Origin of the sequence: Bacillus cereus (genome assembly GCF_002564555.1) — a bacterium.
In the GTDB taxonomy this organism is placed as follows: Bacteria; Bacillota; Bacilli; order Bacillales; family Bacillaceae_G; genus Bacillus_A; species Bacillus_A cereus_K.
This window is the reverse complement of sequence record NZ_NUVD01000008.1, coordinates 67,015-88,060: the sequence shown is the minus strand read 5'-3', so window position 1 is coordinate 88,060 and position 21,046 is coordinate 67,015. Positions and strand designations below refer to the sequence as shown.

Sequence of the window (21,046 nt, the reverse complement as noted above, 5' to 3'; positions counted from 1 at the left end):
TAGCTTTTCATGCTCAAGACTAGTAAATGTAAAAAATCGAAAAGGGCGTGAAATTTCATAAAGTCCTCCAATGTTTTTTTACAAATTATAACATTCCAAACTTCTAATTTGTATATTTTGGTAAATGTTTTAAGCTAATTTTAAAGTAAGAGAAAGGCTTGTAAATATGCAATTTTGCATATGGTAGTAGTTTTTATTAAAATATAAGGATTTTGGCTTATAATAAGAACCGCCATCAAATTAAGTGAGAATGATGTACGGAGTGGAGAACAGAAATGAAATATAAAAAACTAGTATATATTCTTCTCACCCTGCTATTTGCAGTCGGGTGTCAAAGTGAAGCGAGTAAAGCGAATAGTGTGGAAGAGTATATTCCATCGCATCTTATGAATGCGGAAGTTACGGCGGATATTATGACGATTGAAATGGATCGTGATACCCGTAAAAAAGTAGAGGTTATTACTAAAAAAATGAGTGATCATGTGAAAAATGATAAAGAGTGGTATGTAAACTATATATCGGGGCATATAGATAAGCAGGTGAAGCCTTATCATCCGAATTTTGGTATTACAGAAGAAGAATATAATTTTTTTAGAAATGCCGTTGAGAATAGTAGTTTATCTAATACAAGTTATGGGAAACTTCAATTTAAGCAAAAAAGTAACCATGAGATAGAAATTGTTTCAAGTAAAAACTTAGAGCTATTTCAAAATATAGTAATTGATACGGAGAAAAATATAGTAAAAACCCCGTTTGGAGAATGTCAGTATGTTGGAGAAGAAAAAACATCTTTGGACCAAAAGATAACAGGGCCCTGGCATGGTAAGCAATGGGTGCTAAAAGAACAAAATTTAATTTATTTATTTTCTTTAGGTAAGCTTGAAGGAGAAAATAAATCCATTATTGATATTTCAGTAAAAGGTATACACGAAGGAAAGCTTATTAGTAAAGAGGAAGTAGTTGAATTCCGTTCGATTTCATAAAGAATCAAAAAAATCACCTTACTTAAAAGAGTAAGGTGATTTTTTATTAAATAAACAATCCAGCGATTGTCGCAGATAAAATAGAAGCAAGTGTTGATGCAAATAGCATTTTCCAACCAAATTTAGATACGACGCTTCCTTGTTTTTCAGAAAGGGCACGGATTGTACCAACGATTGCACCGATTTGGCTAATACTTGCGAAGCTAATTAAGAATACTGTAACGATTCCAACTGTACGTGGAGCTAATGTTGCAGCAGCGCTTTTTAAGTCAAGGATTGCTACAAACTCGTTTAAGACAATCTTCGTACCCATAATACCACCAGCTGGGATAATATCTTGAGCTGGAATACCCATTAAAAATGCGAATGGAGAAAGGATATAACCGAAGATTTGTTGTAATGTAACAGCATGTCCCATTGCACCTGAAGCAGCGCTAATTACATAGTTCACAACTTCCATCACACCAATGAAGGCGATCATTAATGCAGCGACGATACCAGCTACTTTTAAACCATCAAGCGCACCGTTAATCATTGCACCGATAAAGCTGTCACCGAATAAAGTTCTATCAAATTTTTGAATCACTTCATCTTCTTTTTTCGTATCAACTGGTGTTAATAATGAACAAACGATTAAGCTTGAGAATAAGTTTAGCGGAAGAGCAGCTAATACATATTTTGCATCTAACATCATAACGTATGATGCTGTTACAGAGGCAGAAACTGAGCTCATCGCAGAACAACAAATGATAAACATACGGTTTTTATTGAAATGTTGTAAATCATTTTTAATAACGATTAACGCTTCACTTGAACCGAAGAATACAGAGTTTACTGCGTGGAATGATTCAACGCGTGGTAAACCAGTAACTTTTGAAAGTGCACCGCCGATAACACGAACGATGAATGGTAAAACACCTAAATAACTAAAGATAGAAAGTAGTGCTGAGAAAAATACGATAATTAATAATACATTTAAGAAAAAGACAAAATCTCTTTGAATTCCATTAAAGAGAAAATCGACACCTGTCGTACCAAGTTTAATTAGTTTGTTGAAAACTTTACTAATGAAGATGATAATTTGCTGTCCGATCTTTGTGCCAAACATAAACCAACCAATTAAAATTTGGAAACCAATCATAATAGCAATTGCACGGAAGTTGATTTTACTTTTGTTGTTTGACAAAGCAAAACATAGACCTAAAACGACAAGAATACCGATAATGCTCATTACATATTGCATGTAGTTGCCCCTTTCAGAAGTTCGTATAAAGTTTGTACATAAAACGCTCGTTATATTACTAAAAATAAAGGAAGAGGTTTTATGTCATACGTAAGATGTCTGACCTTTTAGAAAAATGAAAATAAAAAAAGACCCATATGGATTCACTTTCATCTATGAGAGAAAGCTAATCAATATGAGTCCTTTTTTGCACATAGGCTAATATTCATTAGTTTTCCCCATAGTCCAGCAATTTAAGGTTGCCGGGTAGAAACTCTCGATCCATATTATCGAGTATATATGAGGTAACATCGTCCGTATTAAATTAGTAGTAGCGTAACATTACTAGAGAACTATCGTCAATAGCTTTTTTTCTTCCAATAGAAATAGACCATATAAGTATGATAAAATGTAACGCAGTGTTATGAAAAAGAGAGGTCGGAAAATGAGTACAAAAATGACGCCACCAGTTGAAAAAAACGAATTTATAGATGTAGTGTTTGAAGATTTAACACATGATGGTGCCGGTGTTGCGAAAGTAAAAGGCTATCCTATTTTCGTTAAAAACGGATTACCAGGTGAAGAAGCGCAAATTAAAATTATTAAAGTGAAGAAAAACTTCGCATTCGGTCGTTTAATGAAGCTTCATAAAGCAAGCCCATATCGTAAAGATGCAGAATGCCCCGTGTACAACGAGTGCGGAGGTTGTCAGCTTCAGCATTTAACGTATGAAGGACAATTACAAGCGAAAGAAAAACAAGTACGTGACGTTATGCAGCGCATCGGAGGACTAAACGATGTTCCTGTTCATCCTGTACTTGGTATGAAAAACCCGTGGGTATATCGTAATAAAGCGCAAGTACCAATTGGAGAACGTGAAGGCGGGCTTGTAGCTGGTTTCTATCGCCAAGGAACACATGACATCATTAATATGGAATCATGCTTAATTCAGGCGGAAGAAAACGATACATTAATTCAAGAAGTGAAACGTATTTGTGAGAAACATGGTATCTCGGCGTACAACGAAGAGCGTAACAAAGGAACACTTCGCCACGTAATGGCTCGCTACGGACAAGTAACAGGGGAAATTATGCTTGTCTTTATTACACGCACAGCTGAACTACCAAACAAAAAAGCAATCATTGAAGAAATCGCAGCGAAATTCCCTGAAGTAAAATCGATTGTACAAAACGTAAACACGAAGCGTACAAACGTAATCTTCGGAGACACAACGACAGTACTGTACGGATCAGAATATATTTATGACTTTATCGGTGACATCAAATTTGCGATTTCAGCACGTTCATTCTATCAAGTAAACCCAGAACAAACGAAAGTGCTATACGATAAAACGTTAGAATACGCAAAGCTAGATGGTAACGAAACAGTAATTGATGCCTATTGCGGAATCGGATCAATCTCCTTATTCCTAGCGCAAAAAGCGAAGAAAGTGTACGGCGTTGAAATCGTCCCAGAAGCAATCGAAGACGCAAACCGAAACGCAGCACTAAACAACATGACAAACGCTGAATTTGGCGTAGGAGAAGCAGAAGTAGTCATTCCAAAATGGTACAAAGAAGGCGTAATTGCTGACACAATGGTCGTAGATCCACCGCGTAAAGGCTGTGACGAAGCATTACTAAACACAATCATCGACATGAAGCCAAAACGCGTCGTATACGTATCATGTAACCCAGCAACATTAGCACGTGACTTAAAAGTACTAGAAGAAGGCGGATATAAAACGCAGGAAGTGCAACCTGTTGATATGTTCCCGCATACGACTCATGTGGAGTGTGTGGCTTGGCTTAAGTTGGTATAATAAAAAAGCAGTTGATATAGAAAAATCTATACCACCTGCTTTTTAGTTTATAAAAATACCATTCAGCAACGATTTTAGTTAAAATAAATATTGCTGATTTTCACAAATTATAAATGTCCAAATGTGCTGTTGTTATTTGGCCTTATATTTTTTAATCGAGAGTTTGAAATTGTATTCATAGTGAGAGGATTTGAATTTGAAATGATAGATAATTTTTGGCGTGATTTACCACGACCATTTTTCGTACTTGCACCAATGGAAGATGTGACAGATGTTGTTTTCCGTCACGTAGTAAGTGAAGCTGGTCGCCCAGATGTATTCTTCACAGAGTTTACAAACTCGGATAGCTATTGCCATCCAGAAGGTATGAAAAGTGTACGTGGCCGTTTAATTTTTACAGAAGATGAACAGCCAATGGTGGCACATATTTGGGGAGACAATCCCGAATACTTCCGTCAAATGAGTATTGGCATGGCTGAACTAGGATTTAAAGGCATCGATATTAATATGGGCTGCCCAGTACCGAATGTGGCATCAAGAGGAAAAGGTAGTGGACTTATTCTGCGTCCAGACGTTGCGGCAGAACTTATCCAAGCAGCAAAAGCGGGCGGACTACCTGTCAGCGTAAAAACACGACTTGGCTTTAAAGAGTTAAGTGAGTGGGAAGATTGGTTAACGCATATTTTCAAACAAGATATTGCAAACCTTTCTATTCATTTACGCACAAGAGAAGAAATGAGCCAAGTAGATGCGCACTGGGAACTAATTCCTGAGATCAAAAAATTACGTGACAGTATCGCACCAAATACGTTAATAACAATCAATGGAGACATCCTTGATCGTAAAATGGGGCTGGAACTTGCTGAAAAATACGGCATTGATGGCGTTATGATTGGAAGAGGTATTTTTAAAAATCCATTTGCTTTTGAAAAAGAGCCAAGAGAACATAGCAGTAAAGAGCATCTAGATCTTTTAAGACTACAACTTGATCTTCAAGATCAATATGCAGAAGTACTACCACGTTCAATCACAGGGCTTCACCGCTTCTTCAAAATTTATGTAAAAGGATTCCCTGGAGCTGCTGAACTAAGAAATCAATTGATGAGCACGAAATCAACAGATGAGGTGCGTGCGTTGCTTGATAAGTTTGAGGCTAGTGTTGATAAGGATGGAGATAGTGAAACAGTGTAACTTTTGAAAGTTAGAGGGGATAGGAGATAGCGATTTTATGAGCGTTTGTTTCATTTTAATTAAGGTGAGCCGTATCATAAGTAAGTGAGGTATTCTATGTAAAATAAGGACAAGACAAGAATACAGGAGAAAATTGAAAATGGCAGGTTGGTCTTGATTTTCACTCATATTATCATGTTTATCCCGCTATTTGTGGGCAGTAAAACTCCCACCTCAAGATTCGGCTGGGGCAAAGAAGTTAGGTGGATCCACTGCCCGTAAACGCCCGATTGGTGAGGGCTGATAATCAGTGGGGGAAGAAGAAAACCCCCACTGATTAAAGTTTCACTTTATTTGATTATGCCTATAATTGGAGGCTATGTGAATGTTAAGTGATCAGACGAGATATTCTAGGCTCGCGAATATAACAAAAATAATAAATACAAAATTAGAACTACGTGAAGTATTGCAGCGTGTAACAATGGCGATATCAGAGGAGCTTGTTAGGTGCGAGGCTGTTGGAATCTATTTACCCCAGGAAGATGGAACATTTAGAGGGTTTGCAGGAAAACCAGAGACCATAAATGGCGTAACGCTCGATACGCAGGTAATTGATCCTGAAATAGACTTACTGGCAAAAGAAGTTATTGAAACCAAAAAAACCATCTATATCCCCGATACCTCAAAGGACCATCGGCCGGATCCGAGACCAGTTGATGCGTTCAAAATTAAGTCCTTATTAGCTCTGCCTATTTCATTTGGACAAGAGTTATTTGGTCTGGTTTTTTTATTTGATTATGGAATTCCAATGAACTTAACAGATTCAGAAATTCAAAGTGTTGAAGCTTATGTAAATATGGCTGCGGTCGCAATTCAAAACGCAAATAATTTAACACAAAAGGAAAACCTTATTGCCGAGAAGCAGCTGTTACTAAATGTTACCCGTGATTTATCAATGTGTTCCTCGATACAGGAGAGTTTTGATAAATGTTTTTTTTACTTAGGACAGGTTTTAGAGAGTAAAAACATGGCTGCTCACCTTTTCGACCCGCTAGACAAAACAACGATTAAGACAACGAAGTTAAGCACGGACTGTGATTGGACAGAAGCAGATTGGATGGAGAAAAGCTATGAAGCCAAGATCCAAGAGGTTATTCAAACAAAAAATATAGATAGTAAGGGTTTACTAATGATTCCATTGGTTTCAATGGGAGAAGTATTAGGGGCAATCGTCGTTGGCGAAGGGGGAAAAGCTCACAATTACGATAATTCTCAAATTCAACTGGCAAAATCTATCGTTGATGCAACAGCTCCTACGTTTTCAAACTTGTTATATATGGATCAACTTGAAAGCATGGTGGAAGAGCGAACGAGAGAACTAGCTGCTGCTAATGAAAAAGTTACAAGTGTGATTGAAAGTATTACGGATGGATTCTTTACTTTGAATAATAAATGGGAATTTACGTACGTAAATAAGCATCAATATTTTCTACAAAGAAAAACAGCAAAAGATGTATTAGGCAAGAATATATGGGAGGTTTTCCTGAGCAGCGTCGACACAGTTATGTATAAGGAACTTCATCGTGCAATGTCAGAGCGAACTACAGTGCATTTCGAATTTCTTTCTACCCCTGATGAATATTGGCACGAAGTTATTGCGTACCCGTATGATGATGGTATTTGTTGTATTTTTAAAAACATAACGGAAAAAAAGCAATATGAGCAGGAATTGAAAAGGTTATCCAACATAGATTTAATAGGGCAAATGGCAGCAGGTATCAGCCATGAGATTAGAAATCCAATGACAACAGTACGAGGATTCTTGCAGTTATTAAAAGAAGAGAACACCTATGAGGAACATAATAAGTACTTTAATTTAATGATTGAAGAACTTGACCGTGCCAATTCTATTATTACTGAATTTCTCTCAATCGGTAATACAAGGAAATCGGATTTACAGATGTTAGATTTAAATTTAATTATTCACGATATTATTCCTTTAATAAAGATTGATACGCAGAATCAAAATAAATATATTCAAGTCGATACAAATGACATTCCGGAATTACTTTTAAATCGTAATGAGATACGACAATTATTAATAAACCTATACCGTAATGGCTTAGAAGCGATGAGCACAGGGAAAGTTCTAACCATTAGCACCTACAAGGAAGGTCAAAATTGTGTGGTGCTTGCAGTGCGGGATCAAGGAAAAGGTATCAGGCCTGAAGTATTAGAGAAACTGGGTACTCCATTTTACACGACCAAAGATAATGGAACTGGATTGGGGTTAGGCATATGTTATGCCATTGCTGCCCGTCATAATGCAAAAATAGAAATTCAAACAGGATCGGAAGGCACTACCTTTTTTGTTAAATTTAATTATGAAAATAATAAACAATAACCTTATTTAGATTAGTTACGGTGAACCGTACCACAAATAAAAAGTAAAACCTAAGTAAACATAATCAATATATTTCACCTGAATTTTGCGTAACATTCATGTTTGAGTTGCCCACTAAATTAGTGGTGCATAACAAGAAATGGACTAACCTATATCAGGCTAGTCCATTTTCAAGTGTGTTAATTAATCGTAAATCCCCATCCGTAATTTCGCACGATTATCCCATCCTTTTTTGCTTTATTAATATCATCTTCAAAGGAAGGAGCTATCCCATTACCAACTAAAATACCTTTTACAGTATGTAATTTTAACTCTTTTTTACATAGTTTGATATAATGTTTAATTTGATTTAAAGCATTTCGATCAATAGGCCCTTTCTTAATTTCTACTACAATAAATTCGTTATTAGAGGTATCTCTTAGTAACAAATCTAAACGTGATTCATCTGAGAAGATATGCTGTGATTTTTCAATTATATAGTTTGCACCAAGTATTGCAGGGTTAGAAATGATAAATTTTTCGATATCTCTTTCTAAAATTTGAAATACTTCTTCAGCGGTTAAAATTCTATTAGTGAGTCTACCTTTAGACTCATTTTGTTCAATTAAATCTAACAATAAATTAATATTAGATTGATTCAATTCTTTCCAAGTGCGAAGAGCAGAAGAAATTGCACTTAACAAGGTTTGACTAGGATTAAGATTTGCGGGCCTTGATAATTTACTTAGTAATTCAGGTGTAATTTCCAAAGGAACTTGAAGGACTTTAGATTGAATAGGATTTCCAAACGCAATACATTCGCTTGGTGTCAGTTGCTTTATCTCTTTCTTTAGGTGAGGATTATCATATTTATTCATTATTAGCCGATTCTGTTTGATCTCTTTTATAAGCGCGACCTCTTCGACCACATAATATGCGGTTATATAGCGCTTGTTATGTATTGTTTTATGAAAGAATAGAAAATCTCCCTTTTGTACTTTTAGGAGCTTTTCGGTATTAGATCCGGACTCTCCATATGTATATTCTCTTAGCATTGGGTCCTCATGTCCGAAGTTTCGTTCAGCATCTTTATAACCAATTAGATAATTCAATATTGATTCCCTCCCATATTAATTCTATTATCATTATAATTTAATTGGGTTAAAATGGATAATTCGAAGTACCTAAACAACATATGTTGCTGTTTGAAAATCATCCCCATAAGCATTAATCCACCTAAGACTACAAAACCTCCCCCTAAAATGTTAAAGTAGTAACTTAACGACATTAATTTACACATGCTAAAAGCATTACTATAATCAACATTTCAGGAGGCAAAATAATGGCAATGAGCAACAACGATATATTAAAAAGAGTAAGATATGCTTTAGATATAAAAGATATAGATATGGTGGAAATCTTTAAACTTGGCGGGATGGAAGTAACGAAAGAAGACGTAGTTGATATGCTTACAAAAATAAAGAGAGCGCCGCAACATGAAGCTGAAAATGACGATGTAATCGAAGATGAGTACGTACTAACATGCGATATGATGATGTTAGAGGCATTTTTAAACGGATTTATTACTTTAAAAAGAGGAAAGCAAGATCCAAAACCAGGACAACCGGCACCTGTACAGAGTAAGGAGAGTGCCAATAACCTTCTTTTAAAGAAAATGAAAATCGCACTATCTTTAACGAGTGAAGATGTACTTGATATATTAGATAGCGTAGGCGTTACGGTAACAAAAGGAGAGTTAGGAGCTCTGTTAAGAAAAAAAGGCCATAAAAATTACAAAGAGTGCGGCGATAGATACGCAAGGAATTTCATTAAGGGATTAGGTGTAAAGTATAGAGGATAATAAGTTCGTTAAAGCAGTAAATGATATAATAGATAGAGTAGGACGTTCGTATCCTACTCTTTTTTATTTGTAAAAATAATACGCTAGGTGATGAAATGGTACATACATATTTAGGTGAGACAATTAATTTTCATATAACTTATAAGAAGAAAAAGTCTGTGCGTCTTTTTGTAGATTCGTACGGAAATGTGGAAGTGCAAGCTCCGAAAGGGACGCCTGTTGAATACTTAGTCCAGTTGCTAGAGGAGAAATGGGATTGGATTCAGAAAACACGTAAGGAAATGCAGGAGAGAGTGCGTGGTCCACAGGAAAAGGCTTATGATCAAGGAGAGGGGTTTCTGTATTTAGGAAACACGTATCCGATACAGATTTCTCAAGATGCAAGTATTGAACAAGACAATGCGATTTTTGAAGGAGATAAGCTCCACATTTATGTGAAAGAGCTTAAGGATGAGAAAATACAGCAGGCTTTAAAACGATTTTACTATAAGCAGTGTAAGGCGTTAGTGGAGAAGAGTATTAAAGTACATCAAAATAACTTTAAAACAAAACCGCGTTCTATTCGTATTACAGATAGTAGTCGTACGTGGGGAACTTGTGATTCGAATTTACAGCTAACATTCAATTGGAAGTTAGCCATGGCACCACAGCGGGTAATTGACTATGTAGTCGTTCACGAAATGTGCCATATGGTTCATTTAAATCATGATCGATCGTTTTGGCGCCTTGTCGGGAAGATAATGCCTGATTATAAGGAAATGGAGAACTGGTTAGCTTTATCTAGTTGGAAGATGACGGTTTAGGAAGGAGTATCGTTGATATAATTTTATTTACTGCAGAATTGTTCAACGGCTCGAAAAAAGGAGGTGTCCCTTGTGACATCTCCTCTTGTTCGAGCGTAGCAATCATCGTCTAAATTTCACGATGAAAGTATCGTCTGTTTTCTCCATCTCATACCCACGATAACCCTCCGAAAGCAACGCCTGCTGTCCACCAGCATCAATCATCGGAACCGTTTTAATATCAACCCAATCATTTTCCTTATCCCCACGCAATTCCTTCACAAAAACATACCGCATACTACCGCCATATTTCTCCTTCAGTGCAGCAATCTCCATCCCTTGTGCAAACTTATCTTTTAAACTTGGAATGTTAAAAGGAGCTACGGTGCAGCAAACGTAATCGTATTTGCCATCTTCTTTTTGTAGTTCGTCCATGATGACGTTTGCTAATATTTTTTGCATACCATTTCCTCGGCAGTTCGGATGAACGTTTGAGATTTCTTGATAGATGACGCGGTGTAGTTCGTTTTCTGATAGACCAATATCAAGTCCTAAATGTTCGTCGTCGATAGGAGGGACGAGTAGGGCACGGAATGCGATGAGTTCGTTTTCGATAAAAGCGCCGATCATCATGCCGTTTCCTTCTAGAATGTATTGAAATTCTTCTTGGGAAAGTGGTTGTAAACGATCTTTATCTTCTAATGCCTCAACTACAACGTTTTGTAATGATAAAATTTGTTCGATATGCTCTCTTGTTAGTAATGTAACGTGAAATGACTCGTTATTTTGTTTTAATGAACCTTCATATAGAACTGTCATGTAGGAGTCCTCCTTTAGCGTACACTGTCTTGAAAAACGGTTAGTTCTTGTAATGTATCTTCATTTATTTCAATGCCTAGTCCTGGTTTTTCGTTTAAGCGAATAAATGGTACGTCGTAATGTAAGTTTCCTATGTCTTTCGTGAATTTTAATGGTCCTGTTAGCTCGACGCTAGTAATGATTTTTTTTGAGAAAGCGACATGGAATCCTGCAGAAGAGGCAACAGATGATTCAACCATCGATCCAACTTGGCATTCAATACCTACCATCTCTGCTTGATGAGCAAGTTTTACGGCCGGATATATGCCGCCGCATTTCATTAGTTTTATATTCACTTTATCAGCCGCATCTAATTTAATGATTTGGCGCATTTCACGAGAACTTTTTAATCCTTCATCAATCATGAGTGGAAGGTCTGTTTTAGAACGAATATGAGCCATTGCGTCAATATCATCCGCGACAACAGGTTGTTCAATCCAGTCGATGTTTAAATGACCTAATGAACGAAGTGCTGTTAATGTGTTTGCGCTATTTTTCCAGCCTTGGTTTACATCGACGCGAATCGCGATATCATTTCCTACACGTTCACGTACAGCTTCAATTCGTTTTACATCTTCTTTTACATTTGTACCGACTTTCATTTTGAAAGATTGGTAACCTTTCTGAATCATAGAGGCAGCTTCCTCAGCCATGTCTTCAGGATCGGCGATACTTAAAACGTGAGTGACAGGGAACTCTTCATGGTAGCGCCCGCCAATTAATTGATATACAGGTTGATTTAATTTTTTGCCCATTATATCAAAACAAGCGATATCAATTGCAGCTTTCGCTGTTGGAACACCGTAAATTGTATTGTCCATCATATCGTGTATTTTTTCGATATTCATTGGATTTTGTCCGATAAGAGTAGGAGCTAGCGTATGTTTTAAAGTATGAAAAGTACTTTCCCATGATTCACCTGTAACGTGATCATCAGCAACGCCTTCACCGTAACCGATAATGCCTTCGTCTGTTTCCATTTTGACGATAATAGAAGGCATATCAGAGTAAGAACCATAACTAATAACAAACGGATTGCGAAGTGGTAAACGAATTGCGTAAAGATGAATAGCTGTAATTTTCATTGAATAAAGACCCCTTCCTGTTTACAATAGTTTTGTACATTTGATATAGTTGACGTTAAATAGTCGTTAATTAATAATAAGGAGTTAGAGAAAATGATGATAAAAATTGCAGTTGTCGGTTCAAAAGAGTTTATAAAGAATCTTTTACCTATTGCGCATAAGCTAGAAGAAATAGAAATTGATCCATATATTTACCTTCATCCGGCAGAATCTTCTGAACTATTAAAGCGTTTAAAGCCTTGTGATGCCATCTTTTTCTCAGGTGCTTTACCTTATTATATGGCAAAAGAAATAAGAGAACAATTACGAATTCCAAGTACGTACTTACAACAAGGTGAGACAACTATTGCCTCTTCACTACTTTCTATCATATATCATCAAGGGATTCAACCACATAAAATTTCAATTGATTTAGTAGATCGTTCATTTATTACAAATGTATTCCACGATATCGGTATAAAAGAAAATCCACAAGTGTTGGATTATGAAAATATGTTATGGAGTAAAGATGAAATAAGTAGAATCATCGATTTTCATGTAGATAAATATCAAGCCGGAGAGGCTGATTTAGCTCTAACTAGTATTCATGCTGTCTACGATGAACTTCAAAAAATAGGTATTCCTTCAGAGCGTATGATAGATCCGACACAATCCATTATACAAGGGCTAAAAGATGCAAAAATAAAAGCTGAGTTAGCAAAAAGCCATTCAGCTACTGTTGGTGCTTGTATGATTTCTTCTTTAGAACTACGTAAGAGTTTAATTGAACAATTAGATGTTATTTCAAAAGAATTACGTGGTTCATTCAAACAAGTGGATGACATGACGTTCATTTTGTATACAACTCGCGGTGATATCGAATCGATTATAAAAACAAATATGATAGATAATGTATTTACGAGTATAGAAGGCAGGATAGCTATTGGATTTGGTTACGGAAAAACCGTGAAAGAAGCGGAGCAAAATGCAAAAATCGCTCAAGGCTTCGCAAAAAATAATCCAATAGACCGTTGTTTTTATATACTAACGAGTGATAAAGAATTATTTGGTCCGTTCCCAAAAGACCAGAGAGTACAAAGTTTGAGAAATGATCATCCTGAACTCGTTAAAATAGCGAAGGAAACGAAGCTTAGTCCAGCCAACTTGTCAAAAATTATTCAGTTTAGTCAATCACATCCATCATTGAAATTCACAGCGGCTGACCTTTCTGAGTACTTACAAGTGACGCGCCGATCAACAGAAAGGTTGTTAAAGAAATTAGTTGATTACGAGTATGCTCATATTTGCGGCGAGGAAATGCCCTATCAACAAGGGCGTCCTCGCGCAATGTATGAACTGAATTTACCGCTATTTTTAAGCTTCTAGTTGAGCTTTTTGTTTCTTTAGTAGTTCTGCTTTTTCAATGTCTGATAGTTTTACAATTGTGAAGCCAGTTATGCCGTAAATGATTGAGATAATAGGTACGATGAAATTCAAGATAGCATAAGGAGCATATTCAAATGCACTTACGCCAAGCGTTGCTAGAATGAATACACCACACGTATTCCAAGGAACGAAGACAGAAGTTAATGTTCCGCCATCTTCTAACGCTCTGGATAAATTTTTAGAATGTAGTCCTTTTTCAGTGTATGCATTTGCATACATTCTGGAAGGGACAACAATTGAAATATATTGTTCAGAGCAAGTAAGGTTTGTTGCAAAACATGAAGCAATAGTAGAAGCGATAAGCCCTTTTGATGATGTCGCTAATTTTAAAATTTGATTTACAATTGCGCGAAGGATGCCGGTGTGTTCTAACACTCCACCGAAAGTCATAGCGACAATTGTCATAGAAACTGTGTTCATCATCGAATCTAAGCCACCGCGGTTAAATAGTTCGTCTACTAGCTTGTTTCCAGTGTCTATGACAAATCCATTTTGGAGTGCACCGACAGATGCTGAGACAGAACCACCTTGAATAAAGACTTGTGATAGAAATCCTAAAATAATACCTGCGAGAATAGCTGGTATAGCTGGTACTTTTTTAGCGACCAATACCATAACGATTACGGGTATAATTAATAGGAAAGGTGAAATAACAAAGTTTTGTTGCAATACTTGTAACGTTTGATCGATGCTTTTCGCATCAATATTGTTAGCGCCAAAGTTTCTTCCTAAGAAAGCATAGACGATAAGAGTAATAATTAAACCTGGAACTGTAGTAAATAACATATGACGAATATGTGTGAATAAATCTGTATTTGTTAACCCTGCGGCTAAGTTAGTCGTGTCTGAAAGCGGTGACATTTTATCGCCAAAATAAGAGCCTGAAATAATGGCACCAGCAACCATCGGAGCTGGGATTCCCATACTTAGGCCAATGCCCATTCCGGCAACACCAATTGTTCCCATTGTAGACCATGAGCTACCAATTGCTAATGCAACGATCGAACAGATAACGGTAATGGATACTAAAAATAGTGATGGAGTTAAAAGTTTTAAACCGTAAAAAATCATTGTAGCGACGATTCCACCGCCAATCCAAGCACCGATTGTTAAGCCAACAAGAATAATAATGACAATAGCAGGTAATGCAAGACGAATCCCTTTATACATTGCCTCTTCAATATCATTCCATTTGTAACCATAACGCCAAGCGACAATAGAAGCGACGGTTGTACCAATAATAAGTGGAACGTGAGGACTTTGTTTTAATACAACAATTGTAACCATCATAACTGCAACGGTAATGATAATAGGGATAATCGCTATTCCAAAAGGTATTTCTTTTTTCATAAAACTCCTCCTTGTTACGTATGTTTGTTTGTATTTTTAGAATTGTCGTAAAATAGACGTTTATTAAGTTATAATAACTAAAAAGGTGTGTAAGCGTCAATTAAAAAACAGAAAATAAGGAATCTTCTAGTTGTTCGTTTAATTTCAATATAGATACAGAATCAGCTTTTAAAGTGTTTTAAAATAAATAATTGACTTTTTTCTTAAAATTCAATATGTTCATAAAAACATCTGTTTTTCATAAGTATAATTAACCTGAATGGTTTGTAATTTGGGAAGGAGAATGAAGCTTTGAAAACATTAGAACTACAAGAGCGTTTAACGGAAATTTTTCAGCATTTACATGAAAACCCAGAAGTGAGTTGGAAAGAGTATGAAACGACAGCGTATATTACTGACTTTTTGAAAGAGGAAGGAATTTCATATAAAACATTTGATGATTGCCCGGGCGTGATTGCTGAAATCGGAAGTGGGAATCCAGTTATCGCAATTCGTGCTGATATGGATGCACTATGGCAAGAGGTAAATGGAGAGTTTAAAGCGAACCATTCGTGTGGTCATGATGCTCATATGACTATTGTAATGGGACTTATTTTACAATTGAAAAATATGAGATGGAAAAGCGGTACAGTTAGATTTATTTTTCAGCCAGCAGAAGAAAAAGGGAATGGTTCCTTAAAGATGGTAGAGAAAGGTGCTGTAGATGATGCAGATTTCCTATTCGGAGTTCATTTAAGGCCGATTGAAGAATTATCATTGAAACAAGCAGCCCCATCTATTCGTCACGGAGCAGCAGGATTTTTAGAGGGGATGATTCACGGAGATGATGCACATGGGGCACGCCCACATCAAGGGATAAATGCAATTGATGTCATCTCGATGATCAATATTGGATTGAAAAATATATGGCTACCGCCGCAGACGTCGTATTCTGTTAAGATGACGAGATGCCAAGCTGGTGGCGATAATCTAAACATTATTCCAGGTAACGGGCATTTTAGTTTAGATGTAAGAGCAGAAAATAACATATTACTAGATGAATTAAAGCAAAAAATAGAACAAGTAATTAAGTCAGCTGAATCAATGGGATCTAGGCTTTCTTATGAGTGGATTGATCTCGCTCCAGGAGCAGAGGTGTCAGAAGAGGCGGAGCGTTATATGCGTAAAGGGATTCTTGAAGTGTATGGAGAAGAGGGATGTACAGGACCGCTTTACACGACAGGAAGTGATGATTTCCATTATTACACAGTGAAGAGACCGCATTTAAAAGCGGTCATGCTTGGACTAGGGGCAAACCTACAACCAGGATTACACCATCCGTATATGAAGTTTGATCATAGTTGTATTATGGATGGGGTAGAGATATTGAAGCAAACAGTATTGAAAGTAATAGAGGACAGGGGCTAGAGAGCTCCTGTTTTTTTGTTGTGATTTATCGTTAAGTCGATATCATTTCACGTATCAATTAATTCCACAAGAAATGGGCATTCAGTACATGGTGTATAATAATAAGTACCATTTCTTAATAGGAGAAAATTAATGAACGAACAATATTACGATGCAGTTTTACATATAAAAACAGTCGGCGAGCAAAAAGGGTTTAATAAGTCTATGCATTACCACCGTTATGAACCGACGCCGTATAGCGGATTGGATGAGTTATTGAATCAATACGAAATTAAAAGTGGCGATCGAATTGTAGATTTCGGATGCGGGAAAGGACGATTAAACTTTTACATGCATCATAAGTGCGGTGCTTCAGCAGTTGGAATTGAAATGAATGAAGAGTTTTATAAAGAGGCAATGGAAAACCGTGAGCGCTATGCACGCAAGGTAAGAAACAGTAAGGATAAAATTCAATTTGAGTGTTGTTTAGCACAGGAATATGAGATTGATCCACGTGATAACCGGTTTTATTTCTTTAATCCATTTTCTATACAAGTGTTTATGAACGTAGTTAATAATATTTTACGTTCGGTAGAAGAAGCGGAGAGAGAAGTGGATATTATTTTATACTACCCTTCTGAAGATTATATTTTCTTCTTGGAGAATCAAACTGCATTTGAGTTGAAGAGAGAAGTTAGATTGCCAGGTGCTTATGAGAAGAATGGGAATGAGAGGTTCTTAGTTTATACGTTAGGATTATAAAAAAGCAGGTGCTAAGGCACCTGCTTTTTTATAATTAGTTACGGATTAAGTAATCAAATGCACCTAAAGCTGCGTTTGCACCTGAACCCATAGAGATGATGATTTGTTTGTACGGATTATTTGTACAGTCGCCTGCAGCAAACACTCCTGGTACGTTTGTAGCTCCGTGCTTATCTGTTACGATTTCACCGCGAGCGCGTTCAACAGTTTCGCCTAACCAGTCTGTGTTTGGTACAAGACCGATTTGAACGAATACACCTTGTAATTCAACGTGATGAACTTCTTCAGTTTCACGATCGATGTAAGAAATACCGTTTACTTTGTCAGTACCAGTGATTTCTTTCGTTTGAACGTTTTTCAGAACAGTTACGTTAGGTAAGCTGTTAAGACGCTCTTGTAATACAGCATCAGCTTTTAATTCTGGCATGAATTCAAGAACAGTTACGTGCTTAACGATACCAGCTAAGTCGATAGCTGCTTCAATACCAGAGTTACCTCCGCCGATAACTGCTACGTCTTTTCCAGTGAATAATGGACCGTCACAGTGTGGGCAGTATGCTACACCTTTGTTTTTGAACTCAGCTTCACCTGGTACGCCAACGTTACGCCAGCGAGCACCTGTAGAAACGATTACGCTCTTACTTTTCAGAATAGCGCCGTTTTCAAGTTCCACTTCAATAAGTTCTTTTTTCTCTAAACGTTTCGCACGTTGTAGATTCATTACATCGATGTCGTACTCTTTTACGTGCTCTTCAAGACTTGCTACTAGCTTAGGACCTTCAGTGCGTTTTACGCTGATGAAGTTCTCAATGCCCATAGTATCCATTACTTGACCACCGAAGCGCTCAGCAACGATACCAGTGCGGATGCCTTTACGTGCTGCATAAATTGCTGCACTTGCACCAGCAGGGCCGCCACCAACAACAAGAACATCGTATGGATCTTTATCAGAAAGCTCTGATGCATCTGGACCGTTACCCATTTTAGCTAAAATTTCTTCAAGTGTCATACGACCGCTTCCGAAAGATTCGCCATTTAGGAAAACTGTTGGTACTGCCATGATGTCTTTGCTTTCTACTTCCTCTTTGAATGCAGCGCCATCAATCATAGTATGTGTAATACCAGAGTTTAGAACGCTCATTACGTTAAGAGCTTGTACAACATCAGGACAGTTATGACAACTTAGGCTGATATAAGATTCAAAATGATATTCGCCTTGAATGTTTTTAATTTGATCGATTAATTTTTGTTCAACTTTTGGAGCGCGTCCACTTACTTGTAGTAAAGCTAACACTAATGAAGTAAATTCGTGTCCTAATGGAATACCAGCGAATACAACGCCAGTGTCTTCACCAGGGCGATTTACGCTAAAGCTTGGTGTTCTCTCTAATTCAACTTTTTCTACTGTAATCTTAGATGACATAGTAGCTAATTCGTCTACTAGAGATAACATATCTTTAGATACGTTATCGTCTCCTGCGCTTACTTTAAGTAAAATATGGTTCTCCATTAACTGAAGGTATTGGGATAGTTGTGTTTTTATATCTGCATCTAGTATCATTTTGATCGAACTCCTTAGATTTTGCCTACAAGGTCAAGGCTTGGTTTAAGTGTTGCAGAACCCTCTTGCCATTTAGCTGGGCAAACTTCACCTGGGTTGTTACGTACGTATTGAGCTGCTTTAATTTTGTTAACAAGAATGCTTGCGTCACGGCCGATACCGTCAGCATTGATTTCCATAGATTGGATAACACCGTCTGGATCGATGATGAATGTACCACGAGCAGCAAGACCTTCTTCTTCCATTAAAACGTTGAAGTTTGTAGTGATTGTGCGAGTTGGGTCACCAATCATAATGTATTCGATTTTGCCGATAGTTTCTGAGCTATCATGCCATGCTTTGTGAGTGAAGTGAGTGTCTGTAGATACAGAGTATACTTCAACGCCTAACTCTTTTAGAGTTGCATATTGGTTTTGTAAGTCTTCAAGTTCAGTTGGGCAAACGAATGTGAAGTCTGCTGGGTAGAAACAAACTACGCTCCATTTTCCTTTTAAACTTTCGTCAGTAACTTGGATAAATTCTCCATTATGGTAAGCATTAGCTTTAAACGGTTTTACTTCTGTGCCGATTAATAACATATTAAAATTCCTCCTAAATGTTGGTTTTGAGCATCAAAAAATAGTGTGCTCATAAAATATATTTTTTAATTAACTATAATAATTCTAATTCGATATTAATTATCATATAGAAGTGGTTATTTTGTCAAGAGAATAAACCAACTTTATACCAATTTAATTAATATTTATTCTCAATTAAGGTGGTTAGGGAATAAAAAGGTAATTTTTATGTCATAAATTTTCAATGAGTGTTTGAAACGGTAGTGTGTATGTTAGAGATATGGTGTAAGTATAAATTCTTAGGAAGGAAATATTTCTTAGAAGTTGTAGTTTTGAAAAGGAACTGCTTATTTCTATTTTACAAAGAATTGTGTGATAAATAAAATAAAATGAATCGGAATCTTTGTGAACAATTTTTGTCATCTCAAATATATAATCAGGAAGTATAGTGCAATGATAATTAGAAACGTTGACTCAAAGTGCTAACAAGATATAATAAAACCTAGATATATCTTTTAAAAAGAAGAATACATAATATAGGATGAAAAAATTCAACCTATTATTTTTTTATAGCTTTTAGAAAACGCCTACAATTAGTGTGGAGGGGAAACCATGTCTAAGTTCACGAAGTATTTTTTAATGGAAGCTACAGATGTGATTGCATATGTGAAAGAGAAATTATCTAAGTTTGAGGATGCAAAGGGGTTACAGTGCAAAGAAATAGGTGATGGTAATTTAAATTATGTATTCCGTGTTTGGGATGAACAGAAGAACATTTCTGTCATTGTAAAGCAAGCTGGGGATACAGCACGTATTTCAGATGAGTTTAAGTTGTCCACGAATCGAATTCGTATAGAATCAGATGTTTTACGATTAGAGGGAGAGTTAGCACCTGAACTTGTACCAGATGTATATTTGTTTGATAATGTAATGAATTGCTGCGTGATGGAAGATTTATCAGATCATACAATATTACGTACAGCACTTATAAATCATCAAATGTTTCCAAATCTGGCGGATGATTTAACTACTTTTATGGTAAATACTCTTCTATTAACATCGGATGTTGTAATGAATCATAAAGAGAAGAAGGAACTTGTGAAGAGTTATATAAATCCTGAGTTATGTGAGATTACAGAGGATCTCGTATATTCAGAGCCATTTACAAACCATAATAAGCGCAATGAATTGTTTCAATTTAATGAAGGATGGATTAGAGAGCATATTTATAGTGACAAAGAGCTTCGTATGGAAGTAGCGAAACTTAAATTTTCTTTTATGACGAATGCGCAGGCGCTTATTCACGGTGATTTACATACCGGTTCTGTTTTTGTGAAAAGTGATTCTACAAAGGTTATTGATCCTGAGTTTGCTTTTTATGGACCGATGGGATATGACGTTGGGAATGTAATGGCGAATTTAATGTTCGCTTGGGTGAATGCAGATGCAACGATGCCGCCTGGAGCTGAGAAAGATACGTATATGGATTGGCTACAAACTACAATGATAGAGGTAATTGATTTATTTAAGAAGAAGTTCTTAGATGTTTGGTATATTCATGTGACAGAGATTATGGCGAAGGAAGAAGGCTTTAACGAAGTTTATTTACAATCTGTATTAGAGGATACAGCTGCAGTGACAGGTCTTGAGTTAATTCGTCGTATTGTTGGATTAGCGAAAGTAAAGGATATTACTTGTATTGAGGATGATGAAGCACGTGCTAGAGCGGAGCGAATTTGTCTTCAGGCCGCGAAGAAATTTATTTTACAAGCGAGTCAATATAAAACAGGTAGCAGTTTTGTAGAAACGTTAAAACAACAAATGCATAGTGCGAAGTAA

17 protein-coding genes and 1 riboswitch are annotated in these 21,046 nt (G+C 36.5%); of the genes, 10 read left to right on the top strand and 7 right to left on the bottom strand.

Going from position 1 to position 21,046, the window contains the following annotated elements:
• The first annotated feature begins 275 nt into the window (after positions 1–275).
• Positions 276–983 (top strand): hypothetical protein, encoded by a 708-nt coding sequence (locus COI75_RS03755; protein ID WP_000875627.1) that lies wholly within the window; start codon positions 276–278, stop codon positions 981–983.
• A 46-nt stretch (positions 984–1,029) separates the two neighbouring features.
• On the opposite strand, the gene COI75_RS03750 is transcribed toward COI75_RS03755, so the two are convergent.
• Complete coding sequence (locus COI75_RS03750) at positions 1,030–2,226, bottom strand: NupC/NupG family nucleoside CNT transporter (RefSeq protein ID WP_001200501.1); 1,197 nt, start codon at positions 2,224–2,226, stop codon at positions 1,030–1,032.
• Positions 2,227–2,427: 201 nt separating this feature from the next.
• Positions 2,428–2,529: riboswitch (purine riboswitch) on the bottom strand.
• A gap of 121 nt (positions 2,530–2,650) precedes the next feature.
• Here COI75_RS03750 and rlmD point away from each other — a divergent pair.
• From rlmD to COI75_RS03735, 3 genes are all read left to right on the top strand, one after another.
• On the top strand, positions 2,651–4,027 hold the full coding sequence (rlmD, locus tag COI75_RS03745) for a 23S rRNA (uracil(1939)-C(5))-methyltransferase RlmD (RefSeq protein ID WP_000105012.1): 1,377 nt from the start codon (positions 2,651–2,653) through the stop codon (positions 4,025–4,027).
• Positions 4,028–4,228: 201 nt separating this feature from the next.
• The gene (locus COI75_RS03740) at positions 4,229–5,218 is read left to right on the top strand and encodes a tRNA dihydrouridine synthase (protein WP_000566694.1); all 990 of its coding nucleotides are present in this window, start codon (positions 4,229–4,231) and stop codon (positions 5,216–5,218) included.
• Positions 5,219–5,582: 364 nt separating this feature from the next.
• Positions 5,583–7,601, top strand: coding sequence for a GAF domain-containing sensor histidine kinase (locus COI75_RS03735; RefSeq protein WP_098448238.1), 2,019 nt, complete (start codon positions 5,583–5,585; stop codon positions 7,599–7,601).
• A gap of 179 nt (positions 7,602–7,780) precedes the next feature.
• Here the strand turns inward: COI75_RS03735 and COI75_RS03730 are convergent, their stop codons facing one another.
• Positions 7,781–8,692: an endonuclease NucS domain-containing protein gene (locus tag COI75_RS03730; RefSeq protein ID WP_098448237.1), complete on the bottom strand. Its 912-nt coding sequence runs from the start codon at positions 8,690–8,692 to the stop codon at positions 7,781–7,783.
• 230 nt (positions 8,693–8,922) lie between these two features.
• Here COI75_RS03730 and COI75_RS03720 point away from each other — a divergent pair, with 230 nt between their 5' ends.
• Positions 8,923–9,441: a DUF1456 family protein gene (locus tag COI75_RS03720; RefSeq protein WP_001251700.1), complete on the top strand. Its 519-nt coding sequence runs from the start codon at positions 8,923–8,925 to the stop codon at positions 9,439–9,441.
• Between the two features lie 95 nt (positions 9,442–9,536).
• On the top strand, positions 9,537–10,244 hold the full coding sequence (locus COI75_RS03715) for a M48 family metallopeptidase (protein ID WP_000233750.1): 708 nt from the start codon (positions 9,537–9,539) through the stop codon (positions 10,242–10,244).
• A 102-nt stretch (positions 10,245–10,346) separates the two neighbouring features.
• Here the strand turns inward: COI75_RS03715 and COI75_RS03710 are convergent, their stop codons facing one another.
• Together COI75_RS03710 and COI75_RS03705 are read right to left on the bottom strand one after the other, a co-directional pair.
• Positions 10,347–11,042 carry an N-acetyltransferase gene (locus COI75_RS03710; protein WP_000217530.1) on the bottom strand — a complete coding sequence of 232 codons (696 nt, stop codon included), beginning with the start codon at positions 11,040–11,042 and terminating at the stop codon, positions 10,347–10,349.
• A 14-nt stretch (positions 11,043–11,056) separates the two neighbouring features.
• A complete protein-coding gene (locus COI75_RS03705; RefSeq protein ID WP_000704480.1) occupies positions 11,057–12,166 on the bottom strand; it encodes a mandelate racemase/muconate lactonizing enzyme family protein in 1,110 nt (369 codons plus the stop codon).
• 93 nt (positions 12,167–12,259) lie between these two features.
• Here COI75_RS03705 and COI75_RS03700 point away from each other — a divergent pair, with 93 nt between their 5' ends.
• A complete protein-coding gene (locus COI75_RS03700; RefSeq protein ID WP_000972795.1) occupies positions 12,260–13,531 on the top strand; it encodes a hypothetical protein in 1,272 nt (423 codons plus the stop codon).
• On the opposite strand, the gene nhaC is transcribed toward COI75_RS03700, so the two are convergent.
• The gene (nhaC, locus tag COI75_RS03695) at positions 13,520–14,941 is read right to left on the bottom strand and encodes a Na+/H+ antiporter NhaC (RefSeq protein ID WP_000711505.1); all 1,422 of its coding nucleotides are present in this window, start codon (positions 14,939–14,941) and stop codon (positions 13,520–13,522) included. The two genes, COI75_RS03700 and nhaC, sit on opposite strands and share 12 nt — an antisense overlap.
• A gap of 291 nt (positions 14,942–15,232) precedes the next feature.
• On the opposite strand from nhaC, the gene COI75_RS03690 reads away from it, so the two are divergent.
• A complete protein-coding gene (locus tag COI75_RS03690; RefSeq protein WP_000853505.1) occupies positions 15,233–16,348 on the top strand; it encodes a M20 peptidase aminoacylase family protein in 1,116 nt (371 codons plus the stop codon).
• A 132-nt stretch (positions 16,349–16,480) separates the two neighbouring features.
• Positions 16,481–17,089 carry an SAM-dependent methyltransferase gene (locus tag COI75_RS03685; RefSeq protein ID WP_001005609.1) on the top strand — a complete coding sequence of 203 codons (609 nt, stop codon included), beginning with the start codon at positions 16,481–16,483 and terminating at the stop codon, positions 17,087–17,089.
• A 34-nt stretch (positions 17,090–17,123) separates the two neighbouring features.
• On the opposite strand, the gene ahpF is transcribed toward COI75_RS03685, so the two are convergent.
• Both ahpF and ahpC read right to left on the bottom strand, forming a co-directional pair.
• Positions 17,124–18,650 (bottom strand): alkyl hydroperoxide reductase subunit F, encoded by a 1,527-nt coding sequence (ahpF, locus tag COI75_RS03680; protein ID WP_000599522.1) that lies wholly within the window; start codon positions 18,648–18,650, stop codon positions 17,124–17,126.
• 14 nt (positions 18,651–18,664) lie between these two features.
• Positions 18,665–19,228, bottom strand: coding sequence for an alkyl hydroperoxide reductase subunit C (gene ahpC, locus COI75_RS03675; protein ID WP_000924422.1), 564 nt, complete (start codon positions 19,226–19,228; stop codon positions 18,665–18,667).
• 591 nt (positions 19,229–19,819) lie between these two features.
• On the opposite strand from ahpC, the gene mtnK reads away from it, so the two are divergent.
• A complete protein-coding gene (gene mtnK, locus COI75_RS03670; protein ID WP_000033264.1) occupies positions 19,820–21,046 on the top strand; it encodes an S-methyl-5-thioribose kinase in 1,227 nt (408 codons plus the stop codon).